The organism is Kribbella sp. CA-294648, from assembly GCF_050943845.1.
Taxonomy (GTDB): domain Bacteria; phylum Actinomycetota; class Actinomycetes; order Propionibacteriales; family Kribbellaceae; genus Kribbella.
The window spans coordinates 7,514,742-7,536,919 of sequence record NZ_CP191981.1; the positions used below are offsets into that span (position 1 = coordinate 7,514,742).

The following is a 22,178-nucleotide window of genomic DNA, read 5'->3' on the forward strand; positions in this document are numbered from 1 at the left end:
CAGTACGCCGAAGCCCCCGTTGCTCACCTCTGGGCAACGGGGGCTTCGCGCGTTTCTACGGTCGGGCCTGGTGGGTGCGCTTGCGCAGTACCAGGACGGCGGAATCGACATGGGGTGGGGGTGAGAAAGCCTTACGGGGAAGGCGAATCCCGATCGACAGGTCGTAGTACCGGCTCCATCTGGCGGCCGCCGGTGCGCGGTGTTGCGCCCAGCGGTTCACCACCTGACGCTGCAGGACGAGATCGGCCGACACCAGGCGGGAGCCGGGCGCGAGCAATCTCTTGAGCAACAGGGTGGAGATCCCGTACGGCGGGCTGGAAACCACCCGGAACGGCCGGGACGGTAACCGCAGATCTCCCGCATCGGCCCGGACCACCGTCACCGGTGCGTCCGCGAACCGCCGGCGCAACCGGTCGGCCCGGCCAGGGTGGAGTTCGACGGCGACCACCTGGGCTCCGGCCCGGACCAGCGGCGCGGTCAGCGCACCGAGGCCGGCACCGACGTCGAGAACGAGGTCACCGGGTTCGACCCCGGCGGCGTCCACGACGCGTTGGGCCCAACGACTATCGAGCGGATGCCATCCCCAGGCATCCCTCGCCTGCCCGGAGGCGGGCACGGCGGACCATCACGAAGAAGTTGGTAGACATGTGACGACCCTAGAGCGCGGATCGCCCGGCCATCAAAGCATTTTCGGGCCGGCGCCGGGCCCGTCACCCGGTATAACTGTCAGGTGATGTTGGGGAAGCAGTAGATGGTGGACCTGAAGACCGCTGCCGAGATCGAGCAGATGCGCGCCGCCGGGCAGGTGGTCGCCGCCGCATTGACCGCCGTGAAGAAACACGCCGCGGTCGGCGTCTCGCTGCGGGACCTGGACGAGGTGGCCCGCGAGGTACTCCGGTCCGAGGGCGCGGTCTCCCTGTTCGAGGGCTACCAGCCCGGGTTCGCGACCAGCCCGTTCAGCGGAGTCATCTGTACCTCGGTCAACGACGCGGTGCTCCACGGCCTGCCCACAGACCTGCGGCTGTCCGACGGCGACCTGCTGAACGTCGACTGCGGCGCCTCACTCGACGGCTGGTGCGCCGACTCGGCCACCAGCTTCGTGGTCGGCACGCCGCGACCCGAAGACCTGGAACTGATCGAGACGACCGAGCGTGCGCTCGCGGCCGGCATCGCGGCCGCCGTACCCGGTGCCCGTCTGGGCGACGTCGGCGCGGCGATCGGCGAGGTCGGCCGGCGCGCGGGTCTCGGCACCAACCTCGACTTCGGCGGTCACGGCATCGGCCGCCGCATGCACGAGGAACCCCACGTCCCCAACGGCGGCCACCCGGGCCGCGGCCTGAAGCTCCGTCCCGGCCACGTGATCGCCATCGAACCCTGGTTCTGGCACGGCCCCGGTAGCGTCTACGTCATCGACGACGACGGCTGGACCCTGCGCTCGGCCGACCGCACCCGAGGTGCCCACGCCGAACACACCGTCGCCATCACCCCCGAAGGCCCAGAAATCCTCACTCAGCGCTAGCCGCCCAGGAACCACAGCCGTGCGGCAGCATCGCGGGCGACGAGGAAGCCGGCAATGGCCAGCAGCCACCCGGTAGCTCCGGCGCCCTTGCTGCTGACCCACCGGTTCAGCCGCTCGAGCACCGGCATGATCTTGCCCTCAGCAACAATCCGCGCCCCGAGCAGCACCGCCGCCGGCGTGATCATCAGCAAGCAGTAGCCGGCGAGCAGCAGAGCGGTGGTGACGAAGGACAGCTCGGCAGCGGTCATCATCGCGATCGCGCCGAGGTACGGCAGCATCATCACGAGCTCCGCAAGCCCCGCCAGCACAGCGAGACCGGCCAGCACCAGCGCCGACGAGGACCCGGACATCGCTCGCTCCCGCCACCGCACGACCGCTCCCCCACCCTTGTCCTTGCGACGCTTGGGATCGAACCGAAAGCTCAGGACGAACATCCCAACGCCCAGCACCAGCTGGATCCACAGACCGACCCGGCTGTCGACCAGCTCACCGAGCTCATCTCCGAACGACGCCACCCCAGCGACAACCGCAAGGCCGATCAAGAAGTAGAACGACGCGATGGTCAGCAGGTACACCACGATCCGCCCGACCCGCAGCCGCATCGGCGTCAGCAGCAACCAGACCGGGATGAACAGCGTCCCGATGCTGGTGCTGTCCAGCAACGCCAAGCCGGCCAGGCTCGCCAGCAGCACCGCACTCATGGCGAACTCCCCTCGGTCAGAAAGATCCTTTGCAGATAGCGATCCAGGTGGTCTCGCACCTCGGCCGGCGTGATCAGCTCAGGCTCCAACGCCCGCTGTGCTGCGAGTCCGTCGGCGAAGGCGGCGAGCCCTCTCGCCTCAGCCTCGGCATCGAGCGATGGCGGGACCTGCCCGAGACTGCGCGCGTACTCGAAGGCCAACCGGCAGTGCTCGCGGATCTCGTTCGCGCCGTCCACGTGGATCTGGCGCAGGGCGGGATCGACCGCAGCGCGGGCCAGGAACGCGAGCCAGATCCGTCCTTCCGCGCCGGACTCGTCCCCCACTCCGCCGACCACGCTCATCGCGGCGACCAGACGATCGCGCACCTGATCGCCCGGCGTCGCCTCTAACGCTTCGGCAGCGCGCGCTCTTTGCACCACCGAGAGATGGTCGACGGCGAATTGGAGCAGCTCGCTCTTGCTCCGGAAGTACTGCTGGATCAGCCCGGTCGTCGCACCAAGCTCACGGGCGATCCGCGGCAGGCTCGCCGCGTCCAGCCCTTCGGCGTCGACGACCCGCAGCAACGCTTCGGCGACTTCACGGCGTCGCCGGCCCTGGTCAACTCGCTTCGGCACGGTTTTTACATTAAGCCCTTAATGCAAAACCGCCAACTCAGAACAAGGTCTGCTGCTCCACAGCCGGAGCAGCCGTAGCGGCCCGAGCAGTCCGAGCGCGCGGCCGAGCGGAGCTCCGGTGGCGAGACCCGCGCCCGAAGCCATGCTTGTCGAGAAGCGGGCGGACCTTGTGATCAAACGCGCTGCGATAGCTGGGCGAAGCATTGGCGCCTCGCGCATAGAGATCCTCGTAGCGCTTGACCAGCTCAGGCCGCTCCCGAGCCAGCCAGCCCATGAACCACTCCTTCACCCCCGGCCGCAGGTGCAGCACCAGCGGGGTGACGCCGGTAGCGCCCGCCGCCGCCAGCTCGCCGAAGAGATGGTCGAGTTGCTCCGAAGAGTCCGTCAGCCACGGCAGCACGGGTGCAACCATCACCCCACACGGCAGACCCGCCTCGCGCACAGCCCGGATCAACTCCAGCCGCGCCCGCACCGAAGGCACCCCCGGCTCCACCTGCCGGCGAAGCTCCTCGTCGGCCAGCGCCAGCGACACCCCGATCCCGACCGACACCTCCTCGGCAGCAGCAGCCAGTACGCCGAGATCGCGGCGCACCAGCGTCCCTTTGGTCAGGATCGACAACGGCGTCCCCGAGGCGGCGAGCGTCTCGATGATGCCGGGCATCAACCGATAGCGCCCCTCCGCCCGCTGGTACGGATCGGTATTGGTGCCCAGCGCAACTTGCTCACCACGCCAGGACGGCCGGGCCAGTTCGCGGCGCAGTACGTCCGCCACGTTCGTCTTCACCACGATCTGCCGGTCGAAGTCCAGTCCGGCGTCCAGCTCCAGGTACCGGTGGGTCGGCCGGGCGAAGCAGTACCGGCAGGCGTGGGTGCAGCCGCGGTACGGGTTGATCGTCCAGTTGAACGGCAACGCGGAGCCCGGCACCGAGTTCAGCGCGGAGCGCGCCAGCACCTCGTGGAACGTGACGCCCTGGAACTCCGGCGTCGTCACGCTCCGCACCAGCCCGGCGATCGACCCCAGCCCCGGCAACGCCCCCGGCGCCTCCGCCTCGACCTGCTGTCCAGCCCATCGCATGATGATAGTCGAACACATGTTCGCTGGGCTTTCAACTCACCCCCGGAAAGCGGCCGCGTTCCGCACAGCCCATTCCCGGTACGGCAACGCCGGCCGGCCGGTCACCTCCAGCACCGTCGGCTCAGGCGTCATCCGGTACTCCGACATCATCCGGAACCCGTCCAGCAGCCACTCCGCCGTCTCCTTCCCCATCACCGGCGCCCAGGCCTCCAGCGCCTCCTCCCGCGACAGCGCCTCGAACCGCACCGGCCGCCCGATCGCCGCCGCGATCAACTCGACCTCCTCCGGCTGAGTGATCGCCTCCGGCCCGCTCATCGTCAGCCTGCGACCCGTGTAGCTCTCGTCCAGCAGCACGACCCGAGCCACCGCCGCGATGTCACCCAGGTCGATCGGCGTCTGCACAGCCTCCGGGTACGGCGCCCGCACCACCCCGTCGGTCTTGATCATCTCCGCCCAGTCCAGCGTGTTGTTCATGAACTGCCCCGGCCGCAAGTGAGTCCACTCGAACCCGGCCTCCTCGATCGCCCGCTCCAGCTTGTAGTAGTGCCACGAAGCCGGATCCTGCTGCGCCTCATACTCCGCAGGCTCGCCCGACAGCACAACCACTCGCCGCACGCCGGCTTCCAGAGCACAGGCCACGAACCCGTCCACCAGCGCAGGCAGCGGCGCCAGATAGACCGTGTCGATCCCCTTCAACGCAGCCGGCAGCGTCGACGGCCGGCCGAGGTACCCCTGAGCCACGTCCACCTCCGCCGGCAACTTCGCCTTCGCCGGATTGTTCGTCAGCGCCCGCACCGGCGCGCCTGCCGCCACCAACTCGTCCACCAACAGTCGCCCCACACTGCCCGTCGCACCCGTCACCAGAATCGTCATTCTCGTAGGGTATACGAGAATAGCCTCGATGCGCCTATGAGAAAGTTCGTCGACAGGCGAAACGACAGGCAATGGAGGGGTCATGGCGGTGCGGCACAGTGGCGGCGGTGCGGCCGACCGGACCTTGGCGTTGCTCTGGCGAAACCACCGGCCCACGACCACGGACTCCAAACCCACCCTCGGCCGCCGTCCGACCCTCGACCTCAACAAGGTCGTCGACGCGGGCATCACCCTCGCCGACGAACAAGGCCTCGCCGCCGCCTCGATGAGCGGCGTCGCCAAGGCGCTCGGCGTCGGCACCATGACGCTCTACACCTACGTCCCCTCCAAGGAGGAGCTGCTCGACCTGATGGTCGACCAGGTCCTCGCCGAGCGCGCCCTGCCCGGCCCGGGTGAGCCGCGACCAACCAGCTGGCGCGACCAGATCCACCTGTACTCCGACCAGACGCGGGCCATGTTCCGTCGGCACCCCTGGCTCGCGAGCATCTCCACGATCCGCCCGCCCGTCGGACCGGGCATGCTCGCCGCTCGCGAGTACCTGCTTTCGGCGTGCGCAGTACTGGGACTCTCTCCGCGGCAGACCAACACAGCAGCTCTGGCGATCACGACGTACATCGACTCGGCGGCCGGCCTGGAAGCCGACAGTGAGCAGCTGGAGCGGTCAACCGGGCAGAGCCATGACGCCTGGTGGCATGAGCGCTGGGATCTTTGGGAGACGTACTTCGATGTCGAGCGCCATCCGACGATGACAGCGATCTGGAACGCCAAGGGCTACGAGGACGGCACCCAAGAGGTCTACCGGTTCGGCCTGGACCGACTGCTCGACGGCATCGAGGCGCTCAGAAGCCAGGCCTGAGCCGCGACTGCCGGTTCTCGATGTAGTCGCGGGCGTGGGAGGCGCTCTCGAGCTGTCCCACCGACTCATAGAGGGCCGCCGACACCAGGGCCAGCTCGATGGCCTCAGAGAGCCTTCCCTGCATGTCCCGCACCATTGCGAGCTCCCACTGCACCACTGCGTCGCTCGTCGCGCTCTGGAGGTCTTCCGCATCCAGCTGGTCGACCACTGCGCGCGCCTGGTCGAGCAGACTCTCCGCCTCGTCCAGCTCGCCGATGTAGCGAGCCGATTGCGCCGCAAGCCGCAGTGCTCCGACCTGCTCGTGAGCCTGCCCTGCCAGCCCGTACTGCGCCGCAGCGGCGACCAGCGTGTCCCTTGCCTCGCCATCGCGATCGAGTTGTTCGAGCAGCTCGCCCTTCTTGCGCAGCACCATGCCAAGCCAGTCCGGGCCGGCATCGGGCGGGACGTTCGCCAGGACCAGCTCGGCCTGCGGCAAGGCGGCTTCCGGCTCGTTGAGTTCCAGGTACGCCGCGAACAACACGTTCCGCAGTACCTGAAGGCTTTTCGGGTCAGCCAGTTCGGCGATCCCCGGATCGGTCAGCGCAGTGAGCACCTGCTCGCCGATCTCGGCCGCCTCCAGATTGCGCTCCTCGAGATGCATCCGGTGCGCCAGCTCGATCCGCGCCCTCGCCAGCTCCCAGCGCGCGACCGGGTCGTCCGGTCGCGCCCGCACCGCGGCAAGTTGCTCAGCGCAACCATCATCGCCGAACAACTCCAGCTCGGCCACCCACTGGCGCTCGCTCAGCTGCGCCCTGACCAGCTCACCTTGGTGAGTAGTCCCGTTCCGCCGATCAAACGAGGCCGCCAATCGCCAGGCCCGCTCCGTGAACTCCCCCTCGCCCAAGGTCCGCCCGGCCGCCACACAGAACGCCAGCGCGTCGTACTGCGAAACGTCCGCCTCCAACCCCTCCGCATGCCGCCCGACCAACTCCTCCGCGCGCTCCTGATTCCCGGTCAGCACACAGAAACGGATGTGCTGCGCATGCGCGAACAACTCGTCAGGGTCGTTGCGAACCATCCGGTACGCCGTCCGGTGCGCGTCGGCCGCGGCCTCGAGATCGCCGACCGCGACATACCCCGGCAACGCCGCGGTGAGCAGCGCCTGTGGTTGCTGATGGCAACCATCAACCGGGTCGGCGAATGCCGCCTCGGCCACCGCGACCGCCTGCTCGGGCCGGCCGGTCTCGATCAGGTGCCTGACCTGGTAGACCTGCTCACAGCCCTCGCACCAGGCGAACTCGTCCCGCGGCGCGGCCAGACAGGCCTCGTACTGCGCCTCCGCCGTCTCCCGATCGCCGAGGTGCCGGGCGATCAGCCAGCGGCTGAAGTGCACGATCCGCAAACTGTTGCCGGCCTCGCGGTGCCGCCGCTCCAGGTCGTCGAGGATCTCCAGCGTGCGGTCTAGCGGCAGTCCGTAGTACTCGTCGAACTGCAGGACGACGTAGCCGAAGGTGGTCAGCAGACCGTCGAGCTCGTCGGGGTCGGGGTTCGCGTCGTACGCCGCGACCGCGCGCCCGAACGGCTCCAGTGCCTTGGCCGGGTCCACCCCGAAGACCAGGCTGTCCACCTGCGCGATCAGCCCGGCGAGATCTGCTTCCATCCTCGAACTGTAGTCACAGCTCCAGACCGATCCAGGCGGGATCGTGGTCGGTGCCGTCGCGGGCGAGCTTGCGGCGGCGGCCGATGAACGCACCGGTGAGCCGGGGTTTCAGCGCCGGCGAAAGCCAGATCTGGTCGATCAGGTCGAAGGTGCGAGGCTGCCCGGACGCCTTGAAGGTCGACGTCCAGGCCGCGCTCGGCGGCAGCGCCACGGTGGTCTTGACCGTCCCGACCTCGGTCGGCGACTCCAGCGCGTTGACCAGACCGGCCTGCTCGAAGGCGACCAGGGCCGTCGAGTCCGGAGTGTCGTTCATGTCACCGCAGAGCAGGTAGCGCTGCCGGCTCGTGGTCCGGGCCGCGATGATCCGGGTGATCGTCTCGGCCTGCCGCTGCCGCAGCAGCTGGGACTCCGCCGCCGCCGCGACCGGATCGGCCACCGTGAAGTCCACGAACTTCGACTTCAGATGCGTCCCGTAGACGGTCAGGATCCGGCGTCCCCGGGTGTCCAGGATCTCCACCTCGACCAGGTCGCGGGAGAAGATCGGCCGGGTCGGCACGTCGGGATGGAACACCCGCTGGAAACTCGTCACCCCGCCGACCGGCCGCCGGGACAGGATCCCGATGTCGATGAACCGGGTCGAGTCGTTGCCGTCGATCACCATCACGTGCGGGTAGGCGCCGTTCAGGTGGTCGCGGTTGAACTCGCGCAGGACGTCCATGTTCTCGACCTCCTGCACCACCCAGACGTCGACATCGGCCGCCAGCAACCGCTCCGCGATCCGGTTGGTGTCGGCGACCGGCTTGGACACCAGCAGCTTGCCGCGACCGTCGAGCTGCAGCCGCCGCCGATGCTCGTCGTCGAACGTGTACGTCGCCGGCACCGAACTCGTCCCGTTCGCCAGTGCCTCGACCGCCCCGGCGAAGTTCCACCGGTCGAACAGGTTGTTGAGATTGAACGTCCCCACCGTGAGCACCATCGGCCCTCCCCAGGCTCAATACTCCTTTCCCAAGGTAGCGTGTCCGGGGCCGCTGGAGGTGGGGATGGGGACCGAGAAGTTCCAGGTCGATCTACATGGCGTTGTCGACCTGCTGAGCAATCATCTGTACAGCAGTCCGCGGGTGTACCTGCGCGAGCTGCTGCAGAACGCCGTGGACGCGATCACCGCGCGCCGGGCCGTGGAGGCCGACGCGCCGGGGCGGATCGACGTACGAGTCGACGAGGGCCGGATCAGCATCAGCGACTCGGGGATCGGGCTGGATCCCGGCCAGGTGACCGAGCTGCTGGCGACGATCGGGCGCAGCTCCAAACGCGACGAGATCGGCTTCGCCCGGACCGAGTTCCTCGGGCAGTTCGGGATCGGGTTGCTGTCGGCGTTCATGGTGGCCGAGGAGATCGAGGTGGTGACGCGGCCGGCCGGCGGCCCCACCACCCTCTGGATCGGTACGGCGGACGGCCGGTACTCACTCGCCGAGGCGCCCGAACGCGACGAGATCGGTACCACCGTCACGCTCATCGCCAGGCGGGGCGCCGAGCAGTGGTACAAGCAGGCGACCGTCGTCGAGCTCATCCGGCTCTTCGGCGCCCTGCTCCCGTTGGAGATCAGGGTCAACGGCGAACAGGTCACCGACGGCCACGCCCCCTGGGAAGCCACCGGTACGACGCAACGCGCCGAGCTGGTCGGCTACGCGCAGGACAAACTCGGGTTCACTCCCTTCGACGTGATCCCGCTCAACATCCCGGCCGCCGGGCTGACCGGCGTCGCCTTCGTCCTGCCGTTTCCCGCCAACCCGACCGAGCGCGCCACCCATCGCGTCTACCTGAAGCGCATGCTGCTTGCCGAAGGCGTCGAAGGGCTGCTGCCGGACTGGGCGTTCTTCGTCCGGGCCGTGATCGACACGTCGGAACTTCGGCCCACCGCGAGCCGCGAAGCCCTCTTCGACGACGGCAACCTCGAGGCCACCCGGGAAGCGCTCGGGTCGCAACTGCGCGGCTGGCTGGTCCGGCTCGGCAGCACCGACCCGCACAAGCTGGACCGCTTCCTCGGCATCCATCAGCTCGGCGTCAAGGCACTCGCGCTGCACGACGACGAGATGCTCCGGCTGGTCTACCGCTGGCTGAGGTTCGAGACCAACCACGGCCGGATGACCGCTGCCGACCTGCACGAACGACACGGCGAGATTCGCTACGTCGCCACGATCGAAGAGTTCCGGCAGCTCGCGGCGGTCGCCGCGGCCCAGCAGCTCACGGTGGTGAACGGCGGTTACACCTACGACAGCGAGCTGATCGAACGACTGCCCGAGGTCGTCCCGGGGCTGGCCACGAGCAGGTTCGACCCGACCGAGCTGAGCACCAGTTTCGACAGTCTCGACCCGGCCACCGAGCTTGCGCTCCGCCCGTTCGTTCGCCTTGCCCAGGAGGCGCTCGACAGCGTCGGGTGTGAGGTGGTCGTCCGCGCTTTCGACCCGGCCCGCCTGCCCGCGATCTACTTGGTCGACCGGTCGGCACAGTTCGCCGCCGAGTTGCGCAGTACGAAGAGCAAGGCCGACGCGTTGTGGTCGGAGGTCCTCGGCGCGCTCGACACCCAGGACGACAGCCGCCCGCAACTCGTGCTCAACCACCGCAGTCCGCTGGTACGCCGGATGGTCTCGCTGGCCGATCCTGAACTGGCCCGGCTGGCCGTCGAAGGGCTGTACGGGCACGCGCTGATGCTCGGCTACCACCCGATCGGCCCGGCGGACTCCGCCCTGGTGAACCGTTCCTTCCTCGGCCTGCTCGACCAGGCCGTCCCTGCTCAGGAGGACCCGCGATGAGTGACGAACTGATCGAGCGGCTGCGGCGCGCGGAGAGTACGCCGTACGGGAAAGCGCGGTCGGCGCTGCTGGAGGATGTCGTCCGGCGGGCGGACGCGGCCGAGGAGCAGGAGCTGGCGTTCTACTCGCGGCTCAGCCTGGTGACGGCGTACGTGATGGGTGGCGAGGCGCGGAAGTCGCTGGTGCCGTTCGCGCGGTGCGTGGCGGAGTGGGACGCGGATCCGGAGCGGTACAGCGATCACACCCACAGCTTCCTGTGGACGTTCAAGTACGCGCCCAGCACGCTGAGCAAGTTCCCTGAGGTGCCGCTTGCGCAGACGTACGGCGTACTGGACGAGATGGAGCGACGGTGGCTTGCCGGCGGGCACAGCATGCACGCGGTGCACCAGTACCGCTGGGTTGTCGCCGACCACGTCGGGGACGCTGAGGCGGCCGCCGAGCAGTACCGGCTGTGGTCGACCGCGCCGCGGGATTCCTTGTCCGACTGTGTGGGTTGCGACCCGACGTCAAAGGTGCGGCACTTGATCCGCACGGGTCGGCCGAGTGACGCGGTTGCGCTGGCGGTCGGGGTGCTCGACGGGACGCTGACGTGCGCGGAGCAGCCGCAGCAGATGCTGACCGAGTTGCTGCCGGCTTATGTTGCCGAGGGCATGTATTCGGAGGCGGTCGACGCGCATCGGCGGGCCTACCGGGCCTTGCGTGATCGGCCGGGCGAGTTGGACGCGTACGCCGACCACGTCGTCTTCTGTGCGCGCACCGGCAACGAGACGCGGGCCGTCGAGCTGGTCGAGCGGCATCTGGGTGAGCTGGCGGATCCCCCCAGCACGCTGGCGGAGATGAACTTCGCGGCGGCCGCATCGCTGGCCTTGCGTCGGATCAGTGGCGAAGGGCTGATGATCCGGCAGCCGAAGGGTGACGACGTACCGGCTGGGCAGTTGGCTGAAGAGTTGGCTGGGCGGGCCCTTGAGTTGGCGGCGCGGTTCGACAAGCGCAATGGGACGAAGCATCAGAGTGAGCTTGTCCAGGTGGTGCTGGACGCTGAGCCTTGGGTTGACTACCTGCCGCTCTCGGAGACGGCGCGGCGGGCTCATGTCCGCCAGCAGGCTAGGTCCGCCGAGGCTCAGGTCGCAGTACCGGCTGCTGTTGATGCAGTTGAGCCGAGTGGGCGGGGGTGGCTCGACCGGGCCGAGGAGGCTTGGCTGAACTACCAGCGAGACGAGGCGCTGGCGGCCTGGGCGGCGTTCGAGCGGGAGGTGCCCGAGAGCGACCGTACGCCGCTGGATCGCGCGCGACTGCTCGACGGGAAGGGCCTGGCGTCGTACGGCGAACCTGAAGTGGCGCTGGAAGCCTGGCGCGAGGCACTCACCCTGTACGCCGAGCTGGGCGAGGAGGGGCGACTACTGCGCGACCGGGCCCGCATCTCGCGACTGCTCGGCTACCTGGGGCAGATCGACGAGGCACTGGCCACCGGGGAGGGTCCGCTGCGCTGGCTGATCGCCAACGACGAACCGCGTCGCCGGGCCGGCTGGCAGGACTCGCTGGCGACCATGTACGCGCAGGCTGGTCGTTTCGAGGAGGCCGTGGTCGAGTTGGCGGCCGCTCGTGAGTTGCCGGAGACCGATGCCGACCAGCTGGCGAACTCGGCGATCCTGCAGAGCAACCTGCTGACCCAGCTCGACCGGCTCGGCGAGGCCGAGGTGGCAGCGACGGCAGGGCTGACCGTGAGCGAGGACCTGCCGCGATCGGTGGCTTATCGGCAACGCGGCCGGATCCGGATGATGCTGGAGCGGCCCGGCGAGGCGGTGGAGGACCTTGAGGAGGCGATCGCCGTCGCGATCGGCGTACTGGGTGCGGAACTGCATCTCGCCTTCTGCCAGGTCGATCTGGCGCGCGCGTACCTGATGAGCGGGCGTCCGCTGGAGGCAGCCGAGACAGCTGAGGAGGCATCGCCGGCGCTGGAGGGCGACCCGGAGTTGGCGGGGGTGCTGGCGGAGGCGCGCGGCGTACTGATTGATGCTTATCGGTCGCTCGGTGAGCTTGACGCGGCGCTGGCAAAGATCCGTTTGCAACTCACCGAGGCGCCGGCCGACGCGCATCCCCAGTGGCTCGGCATGCTGCGGCAGGACGAAGGCATGCTGCTCGAACGGATGGACCGCGACGAGGAAGCAGTCGACGCGCTGCTGGCGGCGGCGGAGTACTTCGAGTCCGCGGAGCGGCCGGTCGAGTACGTCCAGGCAATCCGCCTGGCAGGCCAATCAGCCCGCTACACCGGCAACTTCGACCTAGTCACCGAACTACTGGAGCGCGCCCGCCCGGTCCTCGAATCACTCCCCTCAGCAGACCAGTCGGTCCTCTTCCAACAGGCCGGCCTCCACTGGGACCTCGCACTCCTAGAACTGCAGAAAGGCGAGACCGCAGCAGCGGTAGCCGAGGCCCGCCAGGCAGCCGACTACTACGAACGAGGCGGCTTCGAAGCCCAACGAACCAACGCCCGCCTGTTGATAGCCGAACACGGCACCACAGACGACGCACTCCTGCGAGAAATCTTCGAGTCCACCCCACCAGGAGAAGACCTCTGGTACCGAGCCGGCTACCTCCTGGTAGACCGCCTACACACCCTCAACAACCCCACCGAAGCCACCACCCTCGAAGCCCAACTAACAAACCACCAACCCGAGTAACTCCATCCTGCTCGTGACGCTTAGCGTCACCCCGCAACAAGAGCCTGCCGGCTCGTGACGCGGCGCCTCACGTCGCGACAGAAAGCCGTGAAGAGCCACCGGAATTTCGACCGGCACCGGGTCAGCCCGTACGCCGCGATCACGGCGTTGAACGGCCGCCCGGTCCGTGACTGCGGTGCGGCGATCGGCGGCGCAACCGCCTGGCTGCGTCGCCGGTGAGAGGGCGTGCGGCACCGGGGACCAGCCCGGAGTACGCCGCCTTGGGCTTGGTGCACGCGACCACTCGCACCGGACGCGGTCAGCTGCGGCAGACAGACAGGCAGGTCAGCGGCCCCGTCCTCCTAGCCGCAGCCGCCGAGCTCGCCGTGCCGGCCCGGACCGCGAGGTGCCGTTCCGGGTGGGCCCGGACGGCTCCCACTCACAAACCTCACCTCGGTCGATCTTGACCAGTCTCCGCCAGCGTGAGCGGGCGCGCCTGGGGCGCTTGAGAGCAGGTTTGTGAGTGGGAGCGGTCCGGCCCGCTCGCGGAAGCAGCCGACGCGGACGGTCCGACGGCGCGCAGCGTCACGAGGCTGGTTTCCGCTCGGTTCTTGCGAGGTGACGCGCAGCGTCACGAGCCGGCGCGTTTGGTTGGTGGGTGGTTGCGGATGGCTTGGGTTATTAGGGTGTTGCGCCAGTGTTGGCCTAGGGGGACGGAGGTGTGGAGGCCGTCTCGTAGGTAGCGGTGGGGGTATTTCACCTCAGCTAGGAACTCCGCCCAGCGGACGACTTGGAGGTTCGGGTAGCGGCGGGTGGCGTCGTCCAGTTGGCGGTTGATCCACAGGCTGTTGCGGAGGTCGGCTCGCTGGACGGGCTCGGGCTCCTTTGTGCGGGAGACGCGGGTGTTGACCCAGTAGACCGTCCGGGTCGGGCCCGCGATCTCCATCGCTCGCTTTACCTGCGGGCCGAAGGCGGGTGGTTTGAAGATGTCGTTGGTGCCGACTGCCATCAGGATCCGGCTCGGCAGCCCGTACGTCGTCGCCCACGTCTGCAGCGCGTCGACGGCGGCCTCGGTCGGCCGTCCCGACCAGTTGTCCACGGCCAGCGGCAAGCCAGTCAGCTCATTCAGCCGCAGGGCCAGTGCGTCGCCGTCCTGTACGCCGATGCTGTCGCCGAACAGGAACACCCCGTCGCGGGCCAGCACCCGCCGGATCTGGTCGTCGGTTGAGATCGACCGGGTCAGGTCACGCCACGGCCCGAGTTCGCCCGACCCGTACGTGTCAGCCGACACGGACACCGACGTACCGACCATCGCCGCGCCCGTCGCGACCACCGACGCGGCAGCACTGAGGAACTGCCGGCGACTGATCCCCACCCCACCCATGGACACCCCCACCCGGGCATATTGCGGTCTAGACGCCGCCAAGAACAAGCTGCCCGGAGGAATTCTGCAGGAACTCTCAGGAAAGCGGCGACCGCCCGGGGAGAACGTTTCCCGGGCGGTCGCGTGGTGGTCGATGGGGCAGGGGTCAGACCTCGGTGTCGTCTTCGGGGTCTTCGTCAGCGTCGGCGAGCGACCACTTCAACTGGAACTCGACCTCTTCCTCGTCGTCGCCACGCTCGTGCTCGACACTCACCTGCGCGTTCTTCGGGACGGTGAACCGCTCGCCGGCGATCTGGATCCGGAACGGCTTGCCGGCCTCCAGCGCATCCGCCAACCGGCGCAGCTTGGCGGCGAAGTCCGCTACGGAGTACTCACGCTCAACATCTCTTTCAGCCATGCCCTAATCCTCACACCTCAAAGGGCCGACTACTCCCATTCGATGGTGCCCGGCGGCTTGCTGGTGATGTCGACGGTGACCCGGTTGATCTCGTCCACCTCGTTGGTGATCCGGGTGGAGATCTTCTCCAGTACGTCGTACGGCAGCCGGGCCCAGTCGGCCGTCATCGCGTCCTCGCTGGTGACCGGGCGGAGCACCACCGGGTGGCCGTAGGTGCGGCCGTCGCCCTGGACGCCGACCGAGCGGACGTCGGCGAGCAGGACCACCGGGAACTGCCAGATGTCGCGGTCCAGGCCGGCGGCGGTCAGTTCGGTCCGGGCGATCAGGTCGGCCGCGCGGAGGATCTCGAGCCGGTCCTTGGTGACCTCGCCGATGATCCGGATCGACAGCCCCGGGCCCGGGAACGGGTGCCGGTAGACCAGCGACTCGGGCAGGCCCAGCGCGATCCCGAGCTCGCGGACCTCGTCCTTGAACAGCGTCCGCAGCGGCTCGATCAGCGAGAACTGCAGGTCGTCCGGCAGGCCGCCGACGTTGTGGTGGGACTTGATGTTCGCCGTACCGGTGCCGCCGCCGGACTCGACCACGTCCGGGTAGAGGGTGCCCTGGACCAGGAACTCGATGTGCCGCTCGGCGTCCAGCTTGCGCGCGGTCGCCTCGAAGGTGCGGATGAACTCGCGCCCGACGATCTTGCGCTTCTGCTCCGGGTCCGTCACGCCGGCCAGCGCGCCGAGGAACTGGTCCTCCGCGTCGACCACCTCGAGCCGCGTCCCGGTGACGGCGACGAAGTCCTTCTCGATCTGGTCGGACTCGCCGGACCGCTGCAACCCGTGATCGACGTACACACAGGTAAGCTGGTCACCGATCGCCCGGCTCACCAGGGCGGCCGCGACCGCGGAGTCGACCCCGCCGGACAGCGCGCACAGCACCTGCTTGTCGCCGACCTGCTGGCGGATCAGCTCGACCTGCTCGTCGACCACGTTGGTGGTCGTCCAGTCACCGACACAACCGGCGATGTCGTAGAGGAAGTGCTCGAGCACGGCCTGGCCGGCCTGCGAGTGCAGCACCTCCGGGTGCCACTGCACACCGGCGAGCTGACGGTCCAGGTCCTCGAAAGCCGCGACCGGCGCACCGGACGAAGCAGCCAGTACTGCGAACCCGGCCGGCGGCGCGTGCACCGCGTCGCCGTGGGACATCCAGACGTTGAGGTCCTCCGGGATCCCTGCCAGCAGCGTGCCCGGCTCGCTCACCGTGACCGGCGTCCGGCCGAACTCGCGCAGCCCGGTCCGCCGGACGTCGCCGCCGAGCGTCTGGGCCATCGCCTGGAACCCGTAGCAGATCCCGAACGCCGGCACCCCGGCCTCGAACAGCCCGGAATCCACCCGCGGCGCGCCCTCGGCGTACACCGACTGCGGCCCACCGGACAGGATGATCGCCTTCGGACTCCGGGCGAGCATCTCCTCGACCGGCATCGACGACGGCACGATCTCGGAGTACACCTTGGCCTCGCGCACCCGGCGCGCGATCAGCTGCGCGTACTGCGCCCCGAAGTCGACGACCAGAACCAGCTCATGCTCAGTCACCTGCAAAGGGTATCGGTGCAGGTCAGCGGGGTTCTAATCGCGCCGTCACCAGCACCCGCGCCGGCGCCCGGAACGACAACAACTCGATCATCGGCGGCTCAGCCTCGGCAGCCCGTACTACGGCCAGCAGCGGCGCGGCGCATTCCAAGGCGACTCGTGCCTCCAGCCGGGCAAGCCCCGCGCCGAGGCACCGGTGAATGCCCAGCCCGAAGGCCAGATCCGCCGGCCCGCCATGACCGGTCAGCCCGAGCAGGATCGGCGTACCCGCAGGCAGCTCCACGTCACCGACCGTGGTAGCGCCACTAGTGACCCGTCGCCAGGTCGGCACGGAGGATGCCTCGCGCAGCACTTCCTCCACCACGGCAGCGGCGTCATCAACCCGGCCGACCATCCGGTGGAAAGCGGTCGAGATCAGCTGGGTCGTCGTCTCCTGCCCGGCGATCAGCAGGAAGTACGCCACCGCGCACACCTCTTCGTCGCTCAGCCCGAGCCGCACCAACACCCCGAACAGGTCCTCCCCTGGCAGCCGCCGAGCCGCCACGACCCGCTTCCGCAACCATCCGTTGAACTCCGCCGCACTGTGCGCGAGCTCCAACTGCCGATCCTCGTCCGGCCAGCCCCAGAACAACTCGAGCGAGTCCCGGCTCCACGCCTTCAGCGCCGGTACGTCGACGTCGCGCAGCCCGAGCATGTCCAGCACCACCAACGCCGGCGGCTCGGCCGCGATCGCCTTGACCAGATCCACGGGCCCTGAGCGCAAATCGGCCAGAGCCACGGCAACCCGCTCAGCCACCAGCCGCCGGGTGAGCGGCTCAACGGCCGCGACCCGGGCCGGACTGAAGAAGCGAGCCACAGCGGCACGGATCGGCCGATGCGACGGTCCCGCGTTGTTCGCCAGCGTCGGCGGCAGCGCGAAGCCGACCCCGGACAGCACCCGCAAAGCCTTCACACTCAGCGGACTGTGAGCCACCACCGCGTTGTCCGGCCGGAACGTCTCCGGATCGAGCAACACCTCACGAACCTCACCCGGCTCGTCGACAACCCACATCCCCAGCTCTTCGTCGTACCGAGCCGGGCAACCGGTCACCGGTCGAACCACCCAGGAGCCGCAGCCACGAACGCCTCCCGGTCCAACGCGCCGGCGCCTTCCGGAATCCGCCCGATCACCGGTACGCCGGTCGTCGTCGGCAGGTCGTCCAGATTGCACTGCTCGGCGAGATCGGGCTCAGCCGGCCAAGACCCGATCACCAGCCCGGCGATCGGCAACCCTCGGGAACGCAACGCCTCCACTGTCAGCCCGGCGTGGTTCAGCGTCCCCAGCCCGGCGCGAGCGACCACCACGAACGCGAACGGCGTCTCCAGCCGGGCGGCGAGGTCGGCCAGATCGTTGCCGTCGTCATCCAGCCCGACCAGCAACCCACCCGCGCCCTCGACCAGCACCAGCTCCCGCTCGGCCGCCAGCTTGTCGATGGTCCGCGCATGGTCGTCGACCGACGGCAACACAACCCCTTGCCGCCGCCCAGCCGTCGTCGGCGCCAATGGGTCCAGCAACCGCACGCCTTCATGCAGGTCAGCGGGCCCAGTCAGTCGCTGAACCTCTTGCAGATCCCCCGGCTCGTCCGCGGTCACCCCGGTCTGCGCCGGCTTCACCACCGCCACGCGTCCAACCGCTCGGGCCGCCAGCGCAGCGGTGACCACGGTCTTCCCCACGCCGGTATCGGTGCCGGTGACGAACAGAACCTCGCTCATGAAACCTCCCGGATCGCGGTGGTGACGACCTCACAGGCCCGGTCGAGGTCTTCGGACGTGAGCCCGGCGTGGGCCGTGAGACGCAGACGCGAGATGCCGTCGGGTACTGATGGTGGACGGAAGACACCGACCCGTACGCCATCGGTCATGCACAGCGCAGCTGCCTGGACGGCCTCGCGAGGACCGGGCATGGGGACTGAGACGACGGCGCCCGAGGAGGGTGAGACTGCGCAGGCTGAAGCCAGTCGAGCCGCCGCCCTGTGGATCGTGTCCGGGCGGGTCGGCTCTTCGATCAAGACGTGGAGCGCGGCGAGCGCGGCGGCGCAGGAGGCCGGGGTGAGGGCGGTGTCGAAGATGAAAGAGCGCGAGCGGTTGATCAGGTGATCGCGCAGTACGGCAGGGCCGAGGACCACGCCGCCCTGGCTGGCCATTGCCTTGGACAACGTCATGGTGGTGACCACGTGGTCGGCGCCAGCGAGGGCCGCAGCCGCGACCGAGCCGCGACCGTTGCCGATCACACCTAAGCCATGCGCCTCGTCGACGATCAGCACCGCGTTGTTCTTCAGGGCGACCTCGGACAGAGCGGTCAGCGGGGCGGCGTCGCCGAGGACGCTGTAGACGGACTCGACCAGCACCAGCGCGTGCGGTTCGTTGCGCTCGGCAAGCACCTTCTCGATCGCCTCGACGTCGTTGTGCGGAACGATCTCCACCCGCGAGCGCGCCAGCCGGCAAGCATCGACGATCGACGCGTGCACGTGCTCGTCGGCCACGAGGAGGGTGCCCGGACCGCCGAGCGCGGTGATGACGCCGAGGTTGGCCAGGTAGCCGGAGGAGAACACGAGCCCGGTTTCATTACCTGTGTACGCCGCCAGCGCCGACTCCAGCTCCGCATGCAAAGCCGTCGTGCCGGTGACGAGCCGGGATGCAGTGGCACCAGTCCCCCACGTCCGCACCGCGGCCACCGTCGCCTCGACCACCCGGGGATCGCGAGCCAGCCCGAGATAGTCGTTGCCCGCGAGGTCGATCAGTACTTCGTCCGATGCCCGCGCCCGCAGCCGTCGAGTCAGACCCCGCGACTCCAGCGCCGCCGCCTTGGGCTTCAGCCAATCCTCCAACATCAGTTGCCCTCGGCAAGCGCTTCGGTGATGGCGGTGGCGATCATGGCGACCTCTTCGTCGGTGCACAGGTACGGCGGCATCGTGTAGACGAGGTCGCGGAACGGCCGGACCCACACGCCTCGGCGCAGTACGGCGTCTGTCACCCGAACCATGTCCACCGGACCACCGAGCTGGACGACGCCGACCGCGCCGAGCACGCGCACGTCCTTCACCCCGGGCAAGTCAGCCGCCGGCGCCAGACCGGCCGACAGAACTGAAGAGATCGAACTGACCCGCGCGGCCCAGTCCTGCGCGAGGAGGAGGTCGATGCTCGCCAGCGCGACCGCGCACGCGAGTGGGTTCGCCATGAACGTCGGCCCGTGCATGAGCGCCCCGCCCGGTCCGTCCGAGACGGTGTGCGCGACGTCCGTAGAACAGAGGGTGGCGGCCAGCGACAGGTAGCCGCCGGTGAGGGCCTTGCCGACGCAGAGGATGTCGGGGTCGATGCCCGCATGCTCGGAGGCGAAGAGCTTGCCCGTGCGGCCGAATCCAGTGGCGATCTCGTCCAGGATCAGCAGGAAGCCGTGCTCGTCGGCCAGCTCGCGCAGCAGCTTGAGGCAGGCCGGGCTATAGGGATACATCCCGCCCGCGCCCTGCAGGATCGGCTCGACGATGATCGCCGCGACCTCATCCCGGTACTGCGCTGCGACCTGCCGCATCGTCGCTGCCCACGCCAGGTACTCCGGATCGTCGTCGCCCCGATCGAACCCGGCGGGCGGCTGAGGCCCGAAGACCTGTTCCTTCAGTGCACCGGTGAACAGCGAGTGCATCCCGTTGACCGGATCACACACGCTCATCGGCGCGAACGTGTCGCCGTGGTACCCGCCCCGGATGGTCAGCATCCGGGTCCGCCCATTGTTGCCACGGGCAACTTGGTACTGGAGCGCGAGCTTGATCGCGACCTCGATGGAGACCGACCCCGAGTCGCAGAAGAACACGTGCTGGAGCGGATCCGGCGTGATCTCCACCAGCCGCTCGGCCAGCCGGATCGCGGGCTCGTGCGTGAGCCCGCCGAACATCACGTGGCTGAAGTCGTCGACCTGTGCCTTCAGCGCGGCATCGAGCACCGGGTTCCGGTAGCCGTGGATCATGCACCACCACGACGACATCGCGTCGATCGCCTCGACCGTGCCACCGGCACCGTCCTCCAGCCGCAGCCGTACGCCGGACGCTCCGCGCACCAGCCGCATCGGAGCGGGCTCGCTCATCGACGAGTACGGATGCCACAGCGATGCGGCGTCCCGGGCGAGAAGCTCACGCCCGTACTCCGCATCCGTCTGTCGCCACGCGTTCACCGGTTGTGACACAGTGCCCTGCCTTCGTCTTCGCGGATTCACCACAGTAATTGGTGATCCGGAGACCCGGCGGCGGGGCCGGTCAGGATGTGGGCGGCATCATCTCGGCGAGCGATCAGCTCAACGTGCCGGCCGTCGCGATGTGCAACGTCACCGCGTCGGGGTGCAGCCGGCGCCGGGCCAGGGCGGTGATGGTTCTGGCCTCGTCGACGGACTCGTCACGGACCCACTGAACCGGTGCGGCCAGCCCGATCCGGCCGAGCTGCGAGACGGTCTCCAGGAAGTACCGCGACTCCGGCACCGTCCACGGCCGCTCCCGTTCCCGGCTGATCACCTCGGCCGTTCGTGGGGGTTGTTGCCACTGGCCCCTGCTGTCGCGCTGGTTGCCGTAGAGCAGCCGGCCGTTCGTGCACAGGACGGCGACCCGGTCGGCGAAACTCCCGGCATCGATCAGTTCGGCGGCGTGCAGGACGCCCTGGTAGCCGGCGTCATGGGCGCTCTGCGCAACAAACCGGCCGAAGCCGAACTCCTCCAGCGCCTGCATGTGCCGTTCGAGAATGCCGAGCCGGCTGTGCGCCTCGTGCACCGCGAGGACGGCCACCTCGACCTGGTACCCGGCAGCCTTGAACCGGCGGGCCGACTCGGCGAAGGCACCGGGATCGACGAGCTCGGTCTCGGCGATCACGTCGTACCGGCGCTGGATCGTCAGCGCCTCGGCCGCGGCCAGCCAGCGGCGGCCGTCGTACTGGACGTAGCGGTCGCCCGTGGTGGGCACATCGGTGATCGGCTCGTACAGGCGCGGGTGGTAGGCCTCGAAGGCCGGAGCGCTGAGGACCACCGGCCGGCCGCGGCGGCGCAGGACCGCTTGGGCGAGCGCGGTGACGGTCGCTTTGCCGTCGCCGGGCTGGCCACAGACGAAGATCACGACAGGCCGCTGCTGCGGGCTGCCGTCGAGCAGGTCCGGGACGATCCGGTCCCGGAAGATCCGGTCGCTCTCGGCCTGGTCGAGCACGTACCGGCCTTCGTCACCCGACTCGGTCACGCCGGTCCACCCCACCCGTCGACCTCCTCCGCCTGCTCGCCGTCTCCCCCGTCCAGCTCTTCGTCCTCGTCGTCGTCTTCGTCTTCGTCCTCGTCGTCGTCTTCGTCATCGTCGTCGACGCTCAGCAGGTCGTCGGCGGCGGCGCGGATCCGCTTGACCTCGCGGGTGTCCAGCGGGGTCAGCTCGTTCAGACGTCCGGACCAGGCGACCTGCTCGGCACGCCAGCCGTCGATCGCGGCGGTGTCGGGCTCGGCCGCGCACTCCTGCTGCGCGATCAGGTGTGCGTAGTACCCGACGGCCTGCCGGACCGCCTCCCGCGCCACCTCGTACGACACCGCCTGCGGCGGCGACCAGCTGGCCGTGCCGAGCCCGGCCAGAACGTTGATGGCAGTGTCGTTGACCACGCCCGAACTCTAGCCGCCGGCTGGGTCGCCGCCCCTCGCAGTACGGGCGGTGGATGACCCCTCACCGTGATTACGTTTTCGCTGTTCCACACAGGCAGGGAACCAGCCGCCTGAACAGCACGTCTGCTTGAACGGATGCGATGACCCGAGCCGCAGCGGCGGCTCTCGGCGAAAGGAACCTCATGGGCTGGGGTAAGAAGGACGACGGCAAGGGCAAGGACGAACCGGCCGGCGGTCACGACAAGAACAAGCGTCCGTCGAGCAAGGAAAAGCACCAGCGGGGCGACGAGCGGCGCGGTCGCGACCAGGGTGGCGAAAAGGGCGACGCTCGCCGCAAGCCGAACCCGAACAAGCGCAAGGACAAGGGCAACGGACGCGGCTGACGCCGGAAGCCCCAGTCACACGAGCCACGGTGGGTGGCTC

General features: G+C 68.9%; 22 protein-coding genes. 6 read left to right on the forward strand and 16 right to left on the reverse strand.

Annotated features, from left to right (window positions below):
* Positions 1-55: 55 nt before the first annotated feature.
* Positions 56-616 (reverse strand): rRNA adenine N(6)-methyltransferase family protein, encoded by a 561-nt coding sequence (locus ACQPYM_RS35760; protein WP_433009714.1) that lies wholly within the window; start codon positions 614-616, stop codon positions 56-58.
* Between the two features lie 135 nt (positions 617-751).
* Here ACQPYM_RS35760 and map point away from each other — a divergent pair, with 135 nt between their 5' ends.
* Positions 752-1,519: a type I methionyl aminopeptidase gene (gene map, locus ACQPYM_RS35765; protein WP_433009717.1), complete on the forward strand. Its 768-nt coding sequence runs from the start codon at positions 752-754 to the stop codon at positions 1,517-1,519.
* On the opposite strand, the gene ACQPYM_RS35770 is transcribed toward map, so the two are convergent.
* Genes ACQPYM_RS35770 through ACQPYM_RS35785 form a run of 4 tightly spaced genes read right to left on the reverse strand, consistent with a single transcriptional unit; the run spans position 1,516 to position 4,782 of the window.
* Positions 1,516-2,220 (reverse strand): GAP family protein, encoded by a 705-nt coding sequence (locus ACQPYM_RS35770; RefSeq protein WP_433009720.1) that lies wholly within the window; start codon positions 2,218-2,220, stop codon positions 1,516-1,518. The two genes, map and ACQPYM_RS35770, sit on opposite strands and share 4 nt — an antisense overlap.
* Positions 2,217-2,834, reverse strand: a complete 618-nt coding sequence (locus ACQPYM_RS35775) for a TetR/AcrR family transcriptional regulator (protein WP_433009722.1) — start codon at positions 2,832-2,834, stop codon at positions 2,217-2,219. The genes ACQPYM_RS35770 and ACQPYM_RS35775 overlap by 4 nt, the downstream gene beginning before the upstream one ends.
* 37 nt (positions 2,835-2,871) lie before the next feature.
* Entirely contained in the window at positions 2,872-3,909 is a 1,038-nt protein-coding gene (locus ACQPYM_RS35780) for an Rv2578c family radical SAM protein (protein WP_433009725.1), read from the reverse strand.
* Between the two features lie 36 nt (positions 3,910-3,945).
* Entirely contained in the window at positions 3,946-4,782 is an 837-nt protein-coding gene (locus tag ACQPYM_RS35785; RefSeq protein ID WP_433009728.1) for an NAD(P)H-binding protein, read from the reverse strand.
* Between the two features lie 82 nt (positions 4,783-4,864).
* On the opposite strand from ACQPYM_RS35785, the gene ACQPYM_RS35790 reads away from it, so the two are divergent.
* Entirely contained in the window at positions 4,865-5,638 is a 774-nt protein-coding gene (locus tag ACQPYM_RS35790; protein ID WP_433009730.1) for a TetR/AcrR family transcriptional regulator, read from the forward strand.
* On the opposite strand, the gene ACQPYM_RS35795 is transcribed toward ACQPYM_RS35790, so the two are convergent.
* The gene (locus tag ACQPYM_RS35795; protein WP_433009733.1) at positions 5,622-7,277 is read right to left on the reverse strand and encodes a hypothetical protein; all 1,656 of its coding nucleotides are present in this window, start codon (positions 7,275-7,277) and stop codon (positions 5,622-5,624) included. The genes ACQPYM_RS35790 and ACQPYM_RS35795 overlap by 17 nt on opposite strands.
* A gap of 13 nt (positions 7,278-7,290) precedes the next feature.
* Positions 7,291-8,253 (reverse strand): endonuclease/exonuclease/phosphatase family protein, encoded by a 963-nt coding sequence (locus ACQPYM_RS35800; protein ID WP_433009736.1) that lies wholly within the window; start codon positions 8,251-8,253, stop codon positions 7,291-7,293.
* Between the two features lie 64 nt (positions 8,254-8,317).
* On the opposite strand from ACQPYM_RS35800, the gene ACQPYM_RS35805 reads away from it, so the two are divergent.
* From ACQPYM_RS35805 to ACQPYM_RS35815, 3 genes are read left to right on the forward strand one after another with little or no spacing between them, the layout of a single operon-like run.
* Positions 8,318-10,087, forward strand: coding sequence for an HSP90 family protein (locus ACQPYM_RS35805; RefSeq protein ID WP_433009739.1), 1,770 nt, complete (start codon positions 8,318-8,320; stop codon positions 10,085-10,087).
* Positions 10,084-12,768, forward strand: a complete 2,685-nt coding sequence (locus tag ACQPYM_RS35810) for a tetratricopeptide repeat protein (protein WP_433009742.1) — start codon at positions 10,084-10,086, stop codon at positions 12,766-12,768. Before ACQPYM_RS35805 ends, ACQPYM_RS35810 begins: the two co-directional genes overlap by 4 nt.
* 54 nt (positions 12,769-12,822) lie before the next feature.
* Positions 12,823-12,987, forward strand: coding sequence for a hypothetical protein (locus ACQPYM_RS35815; RefSeq protein ID WP_433009745.1), 165 nt, complete (start codon positions 12,823-12,825; stop codon positions 12,985-12,987).
* A 391-nt stretch (positions 12,988-13,378) separates the two neighbouring features.
* On the opposite strand, the gene ACQPYM_RS35820 is transcribed toward ACQPYM_RS35815, so the two are convergent.
* The 9 genes from ACQPYM_RS35820 to ACQPYM_RS35860 all read right to left on the reverse strand — a co-directional run bounded on the left by ACQPYM_RS35820 (position 13,379) and on the right by ACQPYM_RS35860 (position 21,755).
* Positions 13,379-14,143, reverse strand: a complete 765-nt coding sequence (locus tag ACQPYM_RS35820; RefSeq protein WP_433009747.1) for a hypothetical protein — start codon at positions 14,141-14,143, stop codon at positions 13,379-13,381.
* 133 nt (positions 14,144-14,276) lie between these two features.
* The gene (locus tag ACQPYM_RS35825) at positions 14,277-14,528 is read right to left on the reverse strand and encodes an amphi-Trp domain-containing protein (protein WP_433009748.1); all 252 of its coding nucleotides are present in this window, start codon (positions 14,526-14,528) and stop codon (positions 14,277-14,279) included.
* Between the two features lie 29 nt (positions 14,529-14,557).
* Positions 14,558-16,108, reverse strand: a complete 1,551-nt coding sequence (gene guaA, locus ACQPYM_RS35830; RefSeq protein WP_433009751.1) for a glutamine-hydrolyzing GMP synthase — start codon at positions 16,106-16,108, stop codon at positions 14,558-14,560.
* Between the two features lie 22 nt (positions 16,109-16,130).
* Positions 16,131-17,195 carry a hypothetical protein gene (locus ACQPYM_RS35835; protein ID WP_433009753.1) on the reverse strand — a complete coding sequence of 355 codons (1,065 nt, stop codon included), beginning with the start codon at positions 17,193-17,195 and terminating at the stop codon, positions 16,131-16,133.
* On the reverse strand, positions 17,192-17,857 hold the full coding sequence (bioD, locus tag ACQPYM_RS35840) for a dethiobiotin synthase (protein ID WP_433009756.1): 666 nt from the start codon (positions 17,855-17,857) through the stop codon (positions 17,192-17,194). The genes ACQPYM_RS35835 and bioD overlap by 4 nt, the downstream gene beginning before the upstream one ends.
* A complete protein-coding gene (locus ACQPYM_RS35845; RefSeq protein WP_433009758.1) occupies positions 17,854-18,975 on the reverse strand; it encodes an 8-amino-7-oxononanoate synthase in 1,122 nt (373 codons plus the stop codon). Before ACQPYM_RS35845 ends, bioD begins: the two co-directional genes overlap by 4 nt.
* Positions 18,975-20,321 carry an adenosylmethionine--8-amino-7-oxononanoate transaminase gene (bioA, locus tag ACQPYM_RS35850; protein WP_433009761.1) on the reverse strand — a complete coding sequence of 449 codons (1,347 nt, stop codon included), beginning with the start codon at positions 20,319-20,321 and terminating at the stop codon, positions 18,975-18,977. Before bioA ends, ACQPYM_RS35845 begins: the two co-directional genes overlap by 1 nt.
* 103 nt (positions 20,322-20,424) lie before the next feature.
* A complete protein-coding gene (locus tag ACQPYM_RS35855) occupies positions 20,425-21,351 on the reverse strand; it encodes a zeta toxin family protein (RefSeq protein ID WP_433009764.1) in 927 nt (308 codons plus the stop codon).
* Positions 21,348-21,755 carry a hypothetical protein gene (locus ACQPYM_RS35860; protein ID WP_433009767.1) on the reverse strand — a complete coding sequence of 136 codons (408 nt, stop codon included), beginning with the start codon at positions 21,753-21,755 and terminating at the stop codon, positions 21,348-21,350. The genes ACQPYM_RS35855 and ACQPYM_RS35860 overlap by 4 nt, the downstream gene beginning before the upstream one ends.
* 140 nt (positions 21,756-21,895) lie before the next feature.
* Here ACQPYM_RS35860 and ACQPYM_RS35865 point away from each other — a divergent pair, with 140 nt between their 5' ends.
* Complete coding sequence (locus ACQPYM_RS35865) at positions 21,896-22,138, forward strand: hypothetical protein (protein ID WP_433009769.1); 243 nt, start codon at positions 21,896-21,898, stop codon at positions 22,136-22,138.
* The last annotated feature ends 40 nt before the right edge of the window (positions 22,139-22,178 follow it).

What these genes read in the sequence shown, in the direction of transcription:
- map (WP_433009717.1), top strand. Translation starts at nt 752, where the DNA reads ATGGTGGACCTGAAGACCGCTGCCGAGATCGAGCAGATGCGCGCCGCC.
- ACQPYM_RS35770 (WP_433009720.1), bottom strand. Translation starts at nt 2,220, where the DNA reads ATGAGTGCGGTGCTGCTGGCGAGCCTGGCCGGCTTGGCGTTGCTGGAC.
- ACQPYM_RS35780 (WP_433009725.1), bottom strand. Translation starts at nt 3,909, where the DNA reads ATGCGATGGGCTGGACAGCAGGTCGAGGCGGAGGCGCCGGGGGCGTTG.
- ACQPYM_RS35785 (WP_433009728.1), bottom strand. Translation starts at nt 4,782, where the DNA reads ATGACGATTCTGGTGACGGGTGCGACGGGCAGTGTGGGGCGACTGTTG.
- ACQPYM_RS35790 (WP_433009730.1), top strand. Translation starts at nt 4,865, where the DNA reads ATGGCGGTGCGGCACAGTGGCGGCGGTGCGGCCGACCGGACCTTGGCG.
- ACQPYM_RS35795 (WP_433009733.1), bottom strand. Translation starts at nt 7,277, where the DNA reads ATGGAAGCAGATCTCGCCGGGCTGATCGCGCAGGTGGACAGCCTGGTC.
- ACQPYM_RS35800 (WP_433009736.1), bottom strand. Translation starts at nt 8,253, where the DNA reads ATGGTGCTCACGGTGGGGACGTTCAATCTCAACAACCTGTTCGACCGG.
- ACQPYM_RS35805 (WP_433009739.1), top strand. Translation starts at nt 8,318, where the DNA reads ATGGGGACCGAGAAGTTCCAGGTCGATCTACATGGCGTTGTCGACCTG.
- ACQPYM_RS35810 (WP_433009742.1), top strand. Translation starts at nt 10,084, where the DNA reads ATGAGTGACGAACTGATCGAGCGGCTGCGGCGCGCGGAGAGTACGCCG.
- ACQPYM_RS35825 (WP_433009748.1), bottom strand. Translation starts at nt 14,528, where the DNA reads ATGGCTGAAAGAGATGTTGAGCGTGAGTACTCCGTAGCGGACTTCGCC.
- bioD (WP_433009756.1), bottom strand. Translation starts at nt 17,857, where the DNA reads ATGAGCGAGGTTCTGTTCGTCACCGGCACCGATACCGGCGTGGGGAAG.
- ACQPYM_RS35845 (WP_433009758.1), bottom strand. Translation starts at nt 18,975, where the DNA reads ATGTTGGAGGATTGGCTGAAGCCCAAGGCGGCGGCGCTGGAGTCGCGG.
- ACQPYM_RS35865 (WP_433009769.1), top strand. Translation starts at nt 21,896, where the DNA reads ATGACCCGAGCCGCAGCGGCGGCTCTCGGCGAAAGGAACCTCATGGGC.